The sequence below is a fragment of the Chitinophaga varians genome, from assembly GCF_014529945.1.
Taxonomy (GTDB): Bacteria; Bacteroidota; Bacteroidia; order Chitinophagales; family Chitinophagaceae; genus Chitinophaga; species Chitinophaga varians.
Genome location: NZ_JACVFB010000004.1, coordinates 755,237 through 770,478 on the forward strand (window position 1 = coordinate 755,237; position 15,242 = coordinate 770,478).

Sequence of the window (15,242 nt, forward strand, 5' to 3'; positions counted from 1 at the left end):
TAGATAAGAAAATAACCACCGGCAATAATCAGGTGATTTATTAAAAATGAATAAATAAACTAAATGAAAAAATGACCAAATGGTCAAGGTTCCGGAGCGGAACAGAGGATTATATGTGTGTGGGTAATTCTCACATGATGGGGCAAAGATACGATTTTCCCGGATCAGGCCAAAGGAAATGAGAGAAAAAACGAGCAGCCCTTGTCAGGATTGTTCTGGAACCATATGCGGCCATGCTGGGCCGCCGTGTATTCGCTGCACAGATACAGCCCCAGCCCGATGCCTTTTTCATTGCCGGTGCCAAAGGTGGAGCGGGCTTTCAGAGAGAAAATTTCCGGCACCCGCTTGGGGTCGATGCCAGTTCCGGTATCCCGAATGGTGATCAGACATTGCTGGTTTTCGGGATGCGCCTCCAGCATGATCTGTCCGCCGGGGGCGGTAAACTTAATGGCGTTGCCCACCAGGTTGCGAATGATCAACTGCAACATGTTCAGGTCGGCCATAGCGGTGAGCTGCTTATCAATATTGGTGGTGAGGTGCAATCTTTTGTTGGTGATCACCGTGGTGTGTATGTCCAGTACGGGCATCGCGGCCTTGTAAACATTCACCGGCGCCAGATGTACGGTCAGTCCCTGCAGCTGGCTCTTGGACCACAGCAGCATGTTGTACAGCATGTCCTGTGTATTGTTGACCATCAGCAGCAGCTCTGCTTCCAGCTGCAACTTCTGCTCCGGCGGCAGCTGGATGTCTTTCATTAATTCAAGATAAGATTGTATGGACGCCATCGGGCTGCGCAGGTCGTGGGAGATGATGGAAAACAGTTTGTTCTTCTCTGTATTCAGCACTTCCAGCACCCTGTTTTTTTCTTCCCCCTGTTGTTTCTCGCGGTTATACGCATTTTTCAGGTAGATAGTACCGAAGAAGATCACCAGCACGCTGGTGAAGTAGGTGGCAGAAAGGTCCACGATCTTCGATTCATGGTCGGCATACATATTAGGCACCAGCTCCGGGCGATAGTACTCGATAAGAATAATAGCCGCCACCAGTAGCAGGTTGAAAACCAGCCATATCACATACTGCCCGCGGGGCGCCACGATCATCACCAGAAAAAAGGTGAGCGTGAAGGTCATCAGGCTGGCCCCGGAAATACCGGAGCTCACAAAGTATATCCAGGCAAACAGCAAATTGACCAGTACCACGGTAATGGCTATACTGAGCGCAGAACGGTTTTTAAACCGGGACAGATAATACAGGCCTGCTAATGCCGACAGCAGCAGTCCGAATATAATACCCGTCATTTTGAGGCCGGTGAAATAATTGAAAGGGACCTGTACAATGCTTACCACCATTGCAATCAGGCACATAGAGTTAAAAATGCGATCTTCCAGGGTTACTTGCTCCGGCGGGCCAACAAGGTATAGCAGTTTCTTTTTTAAGTCAATTCTCATAGATGATGGCATATGGCAAAACTAAAAATAAATAGCAGGAATGGAATTGGTCTACCTCAAATCTCCAAACTGGACTAATTAAAAATAGCAGCTTAATGTGAAATTTACATACTAAAAAGCGTACCATATTTTTAAAAGGGTTCAACGAATCACTTAAAGAAACTAAGAAAGGAGCATGTTATCGAAGATTACGCAAACCTACCGGTCTTCATTTAGTGGACTAAGCAGGGAGACCTGGCTACTGAGCCTGGTGATATTGATTAACCGTACAGGGACCATGGTGGCACCGTTTCTGAGTATCTATCTGACGAAGAACCTGCACCGCGACATTGCCGACGCCGGCCTTATTATCACCTTGTTTGGGGTAGGTGCTGTAATGGGCTCGCTGGCCAGCGGCTACTTTATTGATAAACTGGGCTTCCGCGCCGTTCAGATTTTTACTTCCATTACCGGCGGTATATTATTTATCACTTTTGGGTATATCACCAATTTTTCCGTCCTCTGTGTGATGACGGTCGTACTGAGTTTTGTGGCAGAAGCCTTCCGGCCTGCCAACGGGGCTGCTATTGCCGCTTACTCCAGGCCCGAAAATCTTACCCGTTCCTATTCACTCAATCGTTTTGCGATGAACCTTGGCTGGGCGCTCGGTAGTTCCATCGGTGGTATTCTGGCAGCCATCAACTATCACCTGTTGTTCTGGGTAGAAGGCGGCGTATATATGATCGTCGGCCTGTTGATCCTCTTTTTATTGCCGGCTTATAAAGGCGCGCCGCGCGCTACTACGGTCAAAGATGTTACGCACGACCTTCCCATCTGGAAAGATCCTTTCCTGTTTCGTTTCCTGATCTGGGTCACGATATATACGGCTTCTTTTGGCCTCATTTTCCGCCTCGTGCCCATCTATTGGAAAAACGACTGGCATATCAATGAGTCGTTGATAGGCCTGTTGCTGGGCGTGAACGGAGTGATCATCGCCTTGTTTGAAATGGTGCTGGTGAGGCGCTGGGAGAACCGTAAATCATCCCTGTATTATATTGTAGGGGGTGTGGTGGTCACCGCTATCGGCTATTTCTTTTTCCTGGTGCCGCCGGTGGTGCCGATCGTATTTGCTTTCCTGGGCGTGGTATTTTTTACCGTCGGGGAGATGATGGCCTTTCCTTTTATCAACGCGGTGATCATGGGCCGCTCCAACGATACCAACAGAGGACGTTATGCGGCAGCTTATGCATTGACCTGGTCCGTTGCACAGGTGATAGGACCGGGTGGTGGCGCGCTGGTGGCAGAACGTTGGGGCTTTGTGATGTTGTGGTCTATCCTGATAGTGGTTTGTGCTATCTGTGCAATTGGGTTGTGGCGCCTGTCGGCGAAAAAGGCCGTGGCAGCTTGATCCGTAACCATTTCGTGTGAGTGGCACCATTTAAATCCTTATATTTATAGCGGATTTAAATGAAATATCGCTGATGGCCATTGTTGATACAGTTAATGCAGACAGATATCCTTTTCTGGCTGGTGGAGGTGAAACCGGCGCCCTGATCCGTAACTATCCCTGGGAAAAAACTTCGATAGGTGCGGCTGACAAATGGCCACAAAGTTTGAAGACCTGCCTGAGGATCATCCTCACTTCCAGTCAGCCCATGTTTGTATGGTGGGGCCCTGAACTGCTCAATTTTTACAATGATGCTTACCGTGCTATCGTTGGCGGCAAACATCCGGCCTGCCTCGGACAGCCGGCCCATACGGTGTGGTCGGAGATCTGGGACCAGATCACGCCCCGCGTGGAGCAGTGCCTGAGCAACAATGAAGGTACCTACGACGAAGCCCTGTTGCTGATCATGGAACGCAACGGTTATCCGGAAGAAACCTACTACACTTTTTCGTATAGCCCTATTCCCGGCGACAATGGCGTGCCGGAAGGCATCCTGTGCGCCAATACCGATGATACTGACCGTATCGTGTCTGCCCGTCAGATACGTACGCTGAAAGACCTCGCACGGTTTAACCTCAACAGTAAACGGATACAGGACGTATATACCAACAGCCTCCTCGCTTTGCAGGAGAACGAGTATGATTTTCCTTTTGCTTTTTTTTATACGAAAGAACACGATATTAATCACCTGAAGGGATATACGGTCAATGATCTGCCGGAGACTATATTCCCCCGTGAGATCAATAGTGCCGATGAAACACTGGTCTGGCCCCTGGCAGATGCCCTTCGGCTCAACAGGCCTGTGCTGGTGGAACACCTGCGGAGTAAGACAGGCCCTCTGCCTGCCGGTGAGTGGAAACTGCCGCCAGACAAGGCGTTGGTAGTGCCGGTATTGCACAACAACTCCGGGGCGCCCTACGGGTTGCTGGTCATCGGCCTGAATCCTCACCGCCAGCTCGATGAAAAGTACCAGGCTTTTTTCCAGCTGGTGGCCGATCATATAGGCGCCGCTATTGCCAGTACCAAGGCTTATGAAGAAGAACAGCAACGCGCCAACTCCCTGATGGAGATAGACCGGGCCAAAACTATTTTCTTCAGTAATATCAGCCATGAATTCAGGACGCCGCTGTCGCTCATGCTGGGACCGCTGGAAGATATGCTGGGCAGGGCAGATCAGCTGCCCGCCGGTATGAAGGAAGAGCTGCAACTGGCGCAGCGCAACACACGGCGCCTGCTGAAGCTGGTCAACTCCCTGCTGGATTTCTCCAGTATTGAAGCGGGCAGGATGCACGCCAGCTATAGTCCTGTGGACATGGTATCGCTCACCCGTGACCTGGTCAGCAACTTTGAACCGGCCATCCGCAAAGCCGGCGTTACGCTGGTAACAGCCTATGAGCAACTTTCGCAGCCGGTGTATGTGGACCGGGACATGTGGGAGAAGATCGTGCTGAACCTCGTTTCCAATGCTTTTAAATATACCCTGGAAGGAAAGATTACGGTCCGCCTGCAGGAACATACCGACCATATCTCGCTGACAGTGGAAGATACCGGCGTGGGTATTCCACCGGAGGAAGTGCCGCATCTTTTTGAACGTTTTCACCGGGTGTACAATAAAAATGGCCGGAGCCAGGAAGGTACCGGTATCGGCCTTTCGCTGGTGAATGAGCTGGTAAAGCTCCATGGTGGCTTGATAGCGGTCAGCAGCCAGGAAGGCGGGGGGACTGTCTTTACCATCCGTCTGCCATTGGGCCATGCCCATCTGCCGGCAGATAAAGTCACCCATCAGGCGGACCATACCGGTTCTGATAGCCGCCACGCCTTTGTGGAAGAGGCTTCCCGCTGGGACGACCCGGTGCTCTGGCAGGCAGCGCATCACGAAGGAAAGCCCTATGTGCTGCTGGCCGATGATAATGCAGACATGCGGGAATACATCCGGAAACTGCTTGGCGACCGTTATGACGTAGACGCCGTCAGAGACGGCGCTGCTGCATTGGAAGCCATTGCACGCCGTTTGCCCGATCTGGTGATCAGCGACGTAATGATGCCGCTTATAGATGGCTTCGCTCTGGTGAAACTGCTCAAACAAAATCCCTCCACCATGCACCTGCCGGTACTGTTGTTATCTGCCAGGGCCGGTGAGGAAGCAACCGTGGAAGGGCTGGCAGCCGGCGCAGACGACTATCTGGCCAAACCTTTCTCTTCCCGCGAACTGATGTCCCGCGTGGATGCCAATATCAATACGGCAAAAGCCCGGAACTATGTGGCCAGCCAGCTGCGTGACCTGTTCCGGCAGGCGCCCGCAGCCATTCTGCTGCTGCATGGGCCAGACCACATCGTGGAACTGGCCAACAACCGTTATCTCGAAACGGTCGGCATGGAGGAAAACGAAATGATAGGGAAATCACTGCTGGACGTGGTGCCCGCATTAAATAACAAAGGATACCGCGAAACACTGGACAAGGTGTTGCATACCGGCGAACCTTATGAAAGCAAAGCGCAGGAATTAACGTTTATCCGTCAGCGTAATCACATCAAACAATATTTTAATTATGTGTTACATCCTGTACGGGACTATAACGGCGGTATTACCGGCATCATGATGGTGGCCGTAGAGGTGACGGAACAGGTATATGCGCTGCGAAGAGCGGAGAACAGCGAACGGTACTATCGTCATCTGTTACAGGGGCTGCCCGCAGCGGTCTACACCTGCGACATAGAAGGGCGCATCCTCTGGTACAATGAGGCGGCCGAGGCCTTATGGGGCCGTACGCCTGTTATCGGAAAAGATATGTGGTGCGGTTCCTGGAAAATTTTTGACATCGATGGCGTTACGCCTGTGCCACTGGACACTTGTCCGATGGCCAAAGCATTGCAGACAGGGGAAGCCATCCGCGATACGGAGATCATCGTGGAAAGACCGGATGGCACCCGCCGCCATGTGCAGCCATACCCCGACCCTATCTTCGATGAGCAGGGACGTGTAACCGGCGCCGTTAATATGCTGATTGACATCACCGAACTAAGAGCGGCAGAGATACACATGGCCCGGCTGGCCGCTATCGTGCAGGGGTCTGACGATGCTATCATCAGCAAAACCCTCGATGGTATCATCACCACCTGGAACCCCGGCGCGGAAAAACTCTTTGGTTACACCAGCGAAGAAGCCATCGGACAATCAATTATGCTCCTGATACCGGAAGAGCGTGCACAGGAAGAGCAGGAAATAGTGGACCGGCTGAGGAAAGGACTGGTGGTGGACCACTTTGAAACCAAACGCAGGACCAAAGATGGTCGCCTGCTGGACATCTCCCTGACCGTATCTCCGCTGAGAGATACACAGGGACGTATTGTAGGAGCGTCTAAAATAGCACGTGATATCACAGAACAGAAAAAACTGTTCTCCGCCCTGCAGGAAAGCGAAGCCCGTTACATGCAGGTGGCGCAGGAAATGGAGGAAATTGTGGCACAACGTACGCTCGAACTTACTGAAGCTAATTACTATCTCGAGAAATCCAATAAAGAACTGGAACAGTTTGCGTTTGTGACCAGCCACGACCTGCAGGAGCCGCTGCGTAAAATCCATACGTTCGCCGGCCTGCTGAGCGATTCCACCCAGGGTATGCTCAGCGATACCGGCAAACTATATGTGGAAAAGATGATGATCAGCGCCCGGCGCATGTCGCAGCTGATACATGACTTATTGAATTTCTCCCGCCTCAATCGTTCCGATGATCCATTTGTATCCACTGATCTCAATGAGGTGATGATGCATGTGCTCAACGATTTTGAAGTGACGGTGGGGCAGAAAAAAGCTTCGGTGACCATTGATCCCCTGCCAGTGATACCGGCCATACCGTTGCAGATGAACCAGCTGCTGTACAACCTCTTGGGCAATGCACTGAAGTTCACCGCAGAAGACCGTGACCCGGAAATCCATGTCAGCGCACGATTGCTGACGCCGGCCGACTTTACCGTTTATCCTGAACTGGATATTAACCGCAGTTATTATGAGATCTCGGTAAAAGATAATGGCATCGGCTTCAATCAGGTATATGAAGACAAGATCTTTCAGATTTTCCAGCGCCTCAATAACCGCGCTGCCTATGAAGGCACTGGTATCGGGCTGGCCCTGTGTAACAAGATTGCCATTAATCATAAGGGTTGTATCCGCGCATTAGGCGTTCCCGGTGAGGGCGCCGTCTTTAACGTTGTTTTGCCTGCCATGTAAATATTAACCCAGCCTCCTTCGATTGGTATTTTTTTTGATCGATGCAGCTGTCCGCCTATTTATCTCTTTTATCGTTGACCAGGTTAATTGCGTATTCATGATTATAAAAGAGCTGCATGTGGTGATTGAAACACCCAAAGGGAGCAGTGAAAAATATGATTTCGATCCGGCGTCGCGCTTCTTTGTATTGAGCGAGGCATTGCCTGCCGGCATGATGTTCCCGTTTGATATGGGTTTTATTCCCGGTACCAGAGCGGAAGATGGGAACCCGCTGAATGTGATGGTATTGTCCGAGTTCAAAACATTTACCGGTTGCATGATTAAATGTCGGTTAATCGGCGCTATCAAGGCCGTCATCTATGAGCCTGACGGCGCACAGGTACGGATGGACCGTTATATCGCCGTGCCGTTTTTGTCAAGGGTTTACAAAGAGCTGGATGTGGTGCCGGATAAACTGGTGCGGGAATTGGAGAGTTTCTTTGTGGCTTACCACGGACTGGAAGGCAGGCTGTTTAAGCCAGCCGGCTATCTGGACGCGGCTCCTGCCTACGAGCAGATAAAATTCGTTTGATATGGATATCACTGATGTCTTGTGGGGCAACGGAGAGCAACTGGACCTGTTGCAGATGTCTGTCCGGGCCAGTTGTATGTTCTTCATCGCCTTCCTGCTGATCAGGCTGGGCGGTATGCGGATCTTCGGCAAACGTTCCCCGTTTGATATGATCATTATCATTATGCTGGGTGCCATTCTCGCCAGGGGAGTAGTGGGGGCATCGCCCTTCTGGTCAACGGTAGCGGCGTCCACCATGATGGTGGTCATCAATCGTTTGGTGGCATGGTTATGCACCACCAGTGACACCGCCAATGACGTCATAAAAGGAAAACATCTGCTACTCTGCGAAAATGGACAGATTCACTGGGACAATATGAAAGTGGCTTCTTTAAGTAAATCAGATCTGATGGAAAGTCTCAGGCTCGAGACAAAACAGGACTCACTGGAAAAGATAGAGAAGGCGTATATGGAAACGAACGGAAGAATCAGTTTCCTGCTGAAGAAGACTATTTAAAACATTTGTGCCATTTTTCTTCCAGCACATCTTTCAAAATACGACAAAGGGCATCAAACGAATCGGGCTTGGTGAGAAACAGACGGGCGCCCAGCGCCATGGATTCCTGCACATCTTCCACCATGTCGGAAGTGCTGAGGATCACCACTTTGGTGATGCTTCTGTGAATGAGTTTCCCCAATTCCCGCAAACATTCCTTGCCGTTCATCATCGGCATGTTCATGTCCAGAAAAATATAATCCGGATTGACAATCTTCCTGGTGAAAAGCATATCAATTGCCTGGATACCGCTTTCGCAGTAGTGGGTCTCCACATCGGGCGAGACTTTTTTGATGGCTTCACTGAAGAAAATCCTGTCATCAGCGTCGTCATCGATGACCAGGAGGGTGTGTGGCTTCATACAATATGGTTAATTCAGGTTTACAAATGAAAAATTCCAATCTAAATTTCTCAGTTTGATGTTTTCATAGGGTTATAAATATCGGTCAATAAAAAGATAAAATCAAATAATAATATAAGTAATATATTGTTGTGACAGCTAAAGCGCATTGGAGTTTTATTTGCAGGGATAATAAGGAATCCTGTAAATAATATCTTATGAAGATCTCTTATGGTTTGTTGTTGTTATTAACAGCCTGTCATGCGGCAAAACTTAACCCGGGTTCCTACGGTGGTTCGGCCACCACCCAAGGGTATCAGGCCGATTCACTGGCAGCGCCTTACGCTACGCCTTCCGTCACCAATTACAGCAGGGTGATCGGGTGGGCAAGCGGTCAGACACCGATTGCCCCCGCTGGCTTTACGGTAACACGTTTTGCGGATGGACTCGACCATCCCCGATGGCTATACGTAGCAGACAATGGCGATGTATTGGTGGCGGAGGCCAATACGGAACTCAAAGGCATCAAAAAAGTAGGCGCTAAAATCTCCCGCAAAATCAAAACACAACATTACGGTAAAAGTGCTGACCGTATCATCCTGTTGCGTGACAGCAATAAAGATGGCTACGCAGAGCAGCATTACGTGCTCAAAAATGACCTCCATCAGCCTTTTGGTATGCTGATAGCTGATGGCCATTTTTATGTGGGAAATACAGATGCCCTGATGCGTTTTTCTTATCACGCAGGAGATACGATGATCAGCGACAGCGGTGTTAAATTGTTGTCGTTGCCGGCAGGGGAACACAACCGCCACTGGACACGTTCTTTGCTGCCAGACCCGTCGGGAAAGAAGCTGTACATCGGTGTGGGCTCTGGTACCAATGTCGCCGAAAAAGGGCTGGACAATGAAGTGCGCCGCGCTTGTATACTGGAGGTGAATATGGATGGGAGTGGTGAACGAATTTATGCGTCAGGGCTGCGAAACCCGGTAGGCATGGACTGGGTACCGGGTACCGGTCGGTTGTGGGCGGCTGTCAACGAGCGCGACGAGCTGGGGGATGAACTGGTACCGGATTACCTGACGGCAGTGCAGCCGGGAGGGTTCTACGGCTGGCCTTTCTATTACTATGGGTCTCATCCGGAGCCCCGCATGGAAAAGGAGATGGCCAGGGCGCCCAAACAGCCGGTGATCACACCGGATGTGCCGCTGGGTTCTCATACCGCTTCGCTGGGACTGTTATTCTACCGGGGTAAAACCTTTCCGTCAAGATACCATGAGGGCGCATTTATTACGCAACATGGCTCCTGGAACCGCTCCATTATCTCCGGTTACAAGGTGGTTTTTGTTCCATTCCGCAACGGCCGCCCTGTCGGACCGCCGGAAGATTTTCTCACGGGGTTTGTGGCGAATCAGACCCAAAGTGAGGTACACGGCAGGCCGGTAGGGATCGCCACACTGGCCGATGGTGATTTACTGATTACAGATGATGTGAGTAATGTGATCTGGCGGGTGCACCATCAATAATTTGATCATTTAGCTATTTGGTTATTTGATGATTAAAAAAATGCAGCGGATGATCTCCGCTGCATTTTTTTAATCATCAAATAACCAAATGAAAAAATATCAACATGGCATTATTGTTCTTTCACGATCCTCTTCACGGCTATATGACCATCCTGTACCAGTTTGATGATATATACGCCGCCCGGTTGACGGCTGCCATGGAAAGTAGCCTGGTGGGTGCCGGCAGACTGTTGTCCGTTGAACAGCACTCCTACGGGCTGACCAGCGAGGTTGTATACGATCAGGCTGGCGATGCCTGCTTGGTTAAGTGTATAGGTAATATGCAGGTCTTCCCGGAACGGAACAGGGTAGGCGTCCACGTTAAGTTTACCGGCTTTTGACGGCGCATCGTTCACCGGGTTGAAGATGGCTGCTGAGGTAGCTGCCAGCGCTGCCTGTGTTTTCACTTTCACTTCTGTATAACTGTTCCATGCGTTGACATCATTGCCATGTCCTGCAATTCGTACATACTTGGCCGTTACAGCAGTGAAATTAAATGATTCGAAGGCGGTGGAGGTGCCGCTGCTTAGTTTGTTGGCGGCCACGGTGGTCCAGCTGGTGCCGTTGCTGCTGACGAGGATATCGAATTTAGCTTTGCGGGTATCGCCTTTATAGAAGGCGATGTCTACGCCGGTAACGGTTTGATCGCTGCCGAGACAGAACTGTATATATTGTTCGCCGCTGGCAGACCAGCGTGTATTAAAGTCATTGTCCAGTACATTGGCGGCTACGTTGCCGTCGTCGCCGCTGGCTTCTACCGGATTGCAGCCGGGAGTGGCTGCTACGGTGATATTCACGGCAGCGGAGGTGGTGCTGCTGTTGCCGTTATCGGTGGCTATGGCAGTGAGGCTGTAGTTGCCGGCCGCCACGTTGTTCCAGGTGTAGGAATAAGGGCTGGTAGTGTCTTCTCCCAGTTTGGTGGTGCCGTTGAAGAACGCTACTTTTTTCACCGTACCATCACTGTCGGCAGCAGCAGCATTGATGGTGACGCCGGCCGGCGCCGTATAGGCGGTATTGTTAGCCGGCGCGGTGATGCTGACGGTTGGCGGTTGATTAACAGGGCCGGAGTTGCCGGGAATCCACCAGTTGCCGGAGATGAAGAGCTGGCAAAGCAGGCCGTAGGAGTCGCTGTAGTAGCCGCTCTTGGCTGACTTTAGCCAGTTCCAGCCGGCGTTGAGGAAAGCCTGGTTGTTGCTGCTCACCACAGAGGCGGCCACGAAAGGCCCGATGAATACGGCTTCCTGACCGGTGCCGCGATTGCTGCCATTCAGTTTATATCCATCTACGATGGCAGTAGGGTTGTTGTTTGTTTTGGTTTTAATCCAGTTCACCATTTTGTTGGTAATGGTCAGTGCATTGCTGTTGCCATGCATGGCGTAGTCCATCACAATGCGGAGGGGCACGCGGCAGGCGTTGTAGTTGTATTCATTGGTTTCCGTGTATTCGCCGAGGAAGTCGGTGGGGCACGGCTCCGGCGGGTTCTTCACCACAAAGTCGGAGATGAGGCCGGTAGTGGGCGTGTAGGTGGCGGAGAATTGTGAATACACGCTATAGAGGTTGTTGATCACGTTGAGCCAGGTGACGTCGCCGGTTTCCTGATAGAAGGCGCGGAGGTGGTCCATCATCCAGTCAGAGGGGCGGGTGTCGTAGGTGGATTTAGAGTCGGAGTCGCTGAGACTGAGGCGCTTGTTGGTGGTCACGTAGCTGACCTTCAGGCCATTATTGATCATGTCTTTGGCTTCTGCGAGATAGTTGATGGTACCGTTGGAACCCCATTGGTAGTGGGCCAGGATGAGTGCATAGGCGATGTCAATGTCGCCGTCGGTAGCGGAGCCAAAGTGTCCCTGGGCGCTGGCGGCATCGGCTACCACCCAGCCCATGAGTTTAGGATTGGCGGAGCTGTGGTAGGCCCGCGCAGTTTTGAACAAGCCGTTAAAGATAGTCTGGGCATTGGGGTCGTGGCCGGCCATCAGGGCTACGATCACCATTCCATACCCTTGTCCTTCTGAAGAGCCCAGCGGCTTATAGCCGTCTGCGCCACCGGTAATTTCGCCCTTTACATAGTAGCCACCCGGCAGAGAAGAAAGATTGTTCTTCAGATAAGTGGTTTTCCAGTAATCGTAATAGCTGGCCACGCTGGCGTTCATAGCGGCCTGGGTAACGTTGTTGGGCTTGATACAGTTGGGATAGCTGATGGCTTGCGGGAAAGGCTTGTTTTGTGCCTGCGCGCAAAAACCGGCTACATTCAACAGGCCGGCCAACAAAAACAATAAATGTTTGGTCATAAGGGTTTGTTTTAAGGGGTGAATTATTAAAGAACAGATTTTGGTTTCCGGGTAATTTGGTTTCCGATTCAGTACAGTTGTGGTTTCTTTTCACGGGACAAACAAAGTCATGGCTTCAGTACAAACAGTTGTCCTTACAATAGCATGGTCTAATCAATCGATTGCAATATAGTATTAAATTAAGTAATTTTTTCGAATAAAAGAAGGGTGAATAAGGTTTTGAACTGGATGGGATTGATAATGACCAGATTATGCAATTTTTTTGTGAAAAATAAAAAGCCCTGTCTTACTTCCGGGCAGAAAGTTTGACAGGGCATATAGCGGGAGGGAAATGCGTGATCAGTATTGATAATGTATGTCGCTGCAACGGGCCAGATAAGACAGGGGCAGGTCGGCGAGGACTGCTCTGTTCAGCAGGTGTACGCGTACCATTATTTTATCTTTTCCATTGTATTTGACTACTTCGCATTCCAGACCGGCGAGCGGGCCTTCAGTAATATGAAGGATTTCTCCGGCTGAAATGTATTGTTGAGACACAGACAGTTCCTCGCGGGAGTTGAGCAATATTTTCAGGTTACTGACAACGGTATCATCGACCCGCACAATTTGTTTACCAATGCGTACATATTGTACGGCTCCTTCAATACCCAATGCATCGAAATAATCTCTATTGGATTGGAGGTAGGTAAAAACATACGAGGGGAAAAGAGGCGCTTCTATGGTTTTTTTTCTGTCTGACCACTTTTTAGTTATCTTGACTATCGGTAGATAGAATTCCACATTTCTTTTGTCCAGATGTAAAGCGACCTTTTTTTCACGGTTTGGCCTGGTGTAAAGCAGGTACCATCCTTTGTTGAAGTTATTCATAAAATTGGCAAGATTGTAACCTGCACAGTGTGCAGTAAATAGGAATTTGTTGGCGGTAAAAGGCAATAAACATCCCTGTACGGCGGGTTACGTCGTAGTAATTGATGTTTTTCATGCTTAAATGGGGAAATGCCTTTAAGTTGAGTGCGTCAGGATTGAGTTAACAGTATTTGTCATGGTAGTTATTTTTGAGTTGTGTACGGGAAAATTTGCATCAATAAAAAAAGCTATCGCTACCGTCAGCTACAGATAGACGGGCACTAACTTGCCGACACGGGGATCAATGTTCTGAGGGCAACAGGTCACATTTAAAAACCTACATAATTTCGCTGAAAAATACTATTGGCTGTTTTATTGTTTTATTCGATAAAACAATAAGGGTTGTCCGTAATGTATGATTACGAGAGAAACTAAAATAGCAATAATATTTCTTTTTTTTCGCCTTTTTTTGAGCAAGAAAAAAATTTAACTGCGATATAACTATCAGCTAATAAAAAATATCAAAAGTGGATTGATTTTTTTGCTTAGACAAATTACGTTTGGTATATTGCTATACGTTAGCAATATCATCGCGAACAATCTTCCCAAAACAACAGATACGCTTTACGTTTGAACAATCCTGTGTTACACATGGTAGCGATAGCTATGTCTACAACTTACTGTCGTTTCCGGTGTTACCGCTTCGCTTCAAGTTAATCCTCAGATCATATGTCTCATTTATCAGTACGGAAGCACCGGCATTTCAGCTGGGTGGGCAGCAGATCTCCCCATGGAGGCAAGAAAGTAGCCCTGCTTATACCTCAATACAATGAAGGGAGCAACCCTAACTTTACCCGGCGCCTGGCTTATTTTCAGGAGTTATGGGACCAACACCATGCTATTGTGGATGTTATTCTTATCGATGACGGGTCGACGGACGAGAGCCTTCAAAAAATGCAGCTGTTTGCCAGCGGGCAGGCGTTGCCGTTATATGTGGCATCCGTGTTTCCCAATGCCAATAAAGTTGGCGCGTTGTACACCACCATACTGTCGTTGTCGCATGAGTTTATTATTCTCTCGGACTTCGATACGGATATCATGGGACTTGAAAAGCTGCTGGACGTTCTCTCGGTACTGGACAAAGACAGTTCCCTGATGGGCGGTTATTTCCGGATGCTTCCTTTTGAAGGACGGGGAGCTGCATTCAGGTTTCAGCAGTTGGAATACGCGTTGCTCAGAACACTGTATAAATTCCATCAGAAAGACCAGAGCGTGCCGGTGATGCCGGGCGCAGGCTGCTGCTATCGCCGGGATGTACTGATCAGCATCTATCGCCGCCATAGTGGGTTGCGCAACGGGGAAGACCGGGAAGCGACCTTGCTGGGATTAAAAATGGGTTATGGCGCGCAGTACATGAATGATATCCAGACACTGACAAGACCGCCACTGTCCTTTAAAGCGCTGGTAAAACAACGTGTTCGCTGGTATCTCGGATACCTGGAAACGTTGTACAAGGAACGGACTTATTACTATGAACAGGTCCGTAAACGTACGCCAATGGGTATACGTACGGTGCTTGATATTCTGACGGTAGGACTGATACTGTCTACCGGTCCGCTCCTGCTCATTACCGGTCTGCTGCATCCGTTGGTGGCGCTGGGTATAATAGCCGGTATCTATCTGAGTTATACCCTGGGCACCCTGTATCTGATGATCACTTCCCCGAGAGAAACAGGGAAGATCAGTCTGCAAATTTTATCTGCCATCTTGCTTTTCCCGTTGATGAAAATTAGTCTCGAGTATCTCGCCTGGATCAGGGCGTTTATCGTTTTTAGAAAGAAACGGGCTACCTATAAGCAATCCGAACTAACGATAACGGATATCTATACTTATCAACAGGTAGCCAGAGAAACGCAGGAATCCATGGACAAAAGGGTACTTCCTGTGGATTGACCTCATAAAAGACATAAAAAAAACCGGAGCATTGTTACAATGCTC

At 49.7% G+C, this 15,242-nt stretch carries 10 protein-coding genes; 6 read left to right on the forward strand and 4 right to left on the reverse strand.

The genetic code is table 11. The features are described from left to right. Nucleotides 1–164: 164 nt before the first annotated feature. Nucleotides 165–1,448 (reverse strand): sensor histidine kinase, encoded by a 1,284-nt coding sequence (locus ICL55_RS23375; RefSeq protein ID WP_188101900.1) that lies wholly within the window; start codon nucleotides 1,446–1,448, stop codon nucleotides 165–167. A gap of 175 nt (nucleotides 1,449–1,623) precedes the next feature. On the opposite strand from ICL55_RS23375, the gene ICL55_RS23380 reads away from it, so the two are divergent. The 4 genes from ICL55_RS23380 to ICL55_RS23395 all read left to right on the forward strand — a co-directional run bounded on the left by ICL55_RS23380 (nucleotide 1,624) and on the right by ICL55_RS23395 (nucleotide 8,169). After that, nucleotides 1,624–2,835, forward strand: a complete 1,212-nt coding sequence (locus tag ICL55_RS23380; RefSeq protein ID WP_188101903.1) for an MDR family MFS transporter — start codon at nucleotides 1,624–1,626, stop codon at nucleotides 2,833–2,835. 73 nt (nucleotides 2,836–2,908) lie between these two features. Beyond that, a complete protein-coding gene (locus ICL55_RS23385) occupies nucleotides 2,909–7,102 on the forward strand; it encodes a PAS domain S-box protein (protein ID WP_188101905.1) in 4,194 nt (1,397 codons plus the stop codon). Between the two features lie 97 nt (nucleotides 7,103–7,199). Next, nucleotides 7,200–7,673, forward strand: a complete 474-nt coding sequence (locus ICL55_RS23390) for an inorganic diphosphatase (RefSeq protein WP_188101907.1) — start codon at nucleotides 7,200–7,202, stop codon at nucleotides 7,671–7,673. A 1-nt stretch (nucleotide 7,674) separates the two neighbouring features. Continuing rightward, a complete protein-coding gene (locus ICL55_RS23395) occupies nucleotides 7,675–8,169 on the forward strand; it encodes a DUF421 domain-containing protein (RefSeq protein ID WP_188101909.1) in 495 nt (164 codons plus the stop codon). Here the strand turns inward: ICL55_RS23395 and ICL55_RS23400 are convergent. After that, nucleotides 8,162–8,569, reverse strand: a complete 408-nt coding sequence (locus ICL55_RS23400) for a response regulator (protein WP_188101911.1) — start codon at nucleotides 8,567–8,569, stop codon at nucleotides 8,162–8,164. The two genes, ICL55_RS23395 and ICL55_RS23400, sit on opposite strands and share 8 nt — an antisense overlap. A 197-nt stretch (nucleotides 8,570–8,766) precedes the next feature. On the opposite strand from ICL55_RS23400, the gene ICL55_RS23405 reads away from it, so the two are divergent. Then, the gene (locus tag ICL55_RS23405; protein WP_188101913.1) at nucleotides 8,767–10,074 is read left to right on the forward strand and encodes a PQQ-dependent sugar dehydrogenase; all 1,308 of its coding nucleotides are present in this window, start codon (nucleotides 8,767–8,769) and stop codon (nucleotides 10,072–10,074) included. A gap of 110 nt (nucleotides 10,075–10,184) precedes the next feature. On the opposite strand, the gene ICL55_RS23410 is transcribed toward ICL55_RS23405, so the two are convergent. Then, nucleotides 10,185–12,398, reverse strand: coding sequence for a glycosyl hydrolase family 8 (locus ICL55_RS23410; RefSeq protein WP_188101915.1), 2,214 nt, complete (start codon nucleotides 12,396–12,398; stop codon nucleotides 10,185–10,187). Between the two features lie 339 nt (nucleotides 12,399–12,737). Continuing rightward, complete coding sequence (nusG, locus tag ICL55_RS23415) at nucleotides 12,738–13,265, reverse strand: transcription termination/antitermination protein NusG (RefSeq protein ID WP_188101917.1); 528 nt, start codon at nucleotides 13,263–13,265, stop codon at nucleotides 12,738–12,740. Between the two features lie 708 nt (nucleotides 13,266–13,973). Here nusG and ICL55_RS23420 point away from each other — a divergent pair. Beyond that, the gene (locus ICL55_RS23420; RefSeq protein ID WP_188101919.1) at nucleotides 13,974–15,197 is read left to right on the forward strand and encodes a glycosyltransferase family 2 protein; all 1,224 of its coding nucleotides are present in this window, start codon (nucleotides 13,974–13,976) and stop codon (nucleotides 15,195–15,197) included. Nucleotides 15,198–15,242: the final 45 nt, after the last annotated feature.

What these genes read in the sequence shown, in the direction of transcription:
- ICL55_RS23375 (WP_188101900.1), bottom strand. Translation starts at nt 1,448, where the DNA reads ATGAGAATTGACTTAAAAAAGAAACTGCTATACCTTGTTGGCCCGCCG.
- ICL55_RS23380 (WP_188101903.1), top strand. Translation starts at nt 1,624, where the DNA reads ATGTTATCGAAGATTACGCAAACCTACCGGTCTTCATTTAGTGGACTA.
- ICL55_RS23385 (WP_188101905.1), top strand. Translation starts at nt 2,909, where the DNA reads ATGGCCATTGTTGATACAGTTAATGCAGACAGATATCCTTTTCTGGCT.
- ICL55_RS23390 (WP_188101907.1), top strand. Translation starts at nt 7,200, where the DNA reads ATGATTATAAAAGAGCTGCATGTGGTGATTGAAACACCCAAAGGGAGC.
- ICL55_RS23395 (WP_188101909.1), top strand. Translation starts at nt 7,675, where the DNA reads ATGGATATCACTGATGTCTTGTGGGGCAACGGAGAGCAACTGGACCTG.
- ICL55_RS23400 (WP_188101911.1), bottom strand. Translation starts at nt 8,569, where the DNA reads ATGAAGCCACACACCCTCCTGGTCATCGATGACGACGCTGATGACAGG.
- ICL55_RS23405 (WP_188101913.1), top strand. Translation starts at nt 8,767, where the DNA reads ATGAAGATCTCTTATGGTTTGTTGTTGTTATTAACAGCCTGTCATGCG.
- ICL55_RS23410 (WP_188101915.1), bottom strand. Translation starts at nt 12,398, where the DNA reads ATGACCAAACATTTATTGTTTTTGTTGGCCGGCCTGTTGAATGTAGCC.
- nusG (WP_188101917.1), bottom strand. Translation starts at nt 13,265, where the DNA reads ATGAATAACTTCAACAAAGGATGGTACCTGCTTTACACCAGGCCAAAC.
- ICL55_RS23420 (WP_188101919.1), top strand. Translation starts at nt 13,974, where the DNA reads ATGTCTCATTTATCAGTACGGAAGCACCGGCATTTCAGCTGGGTGGGC.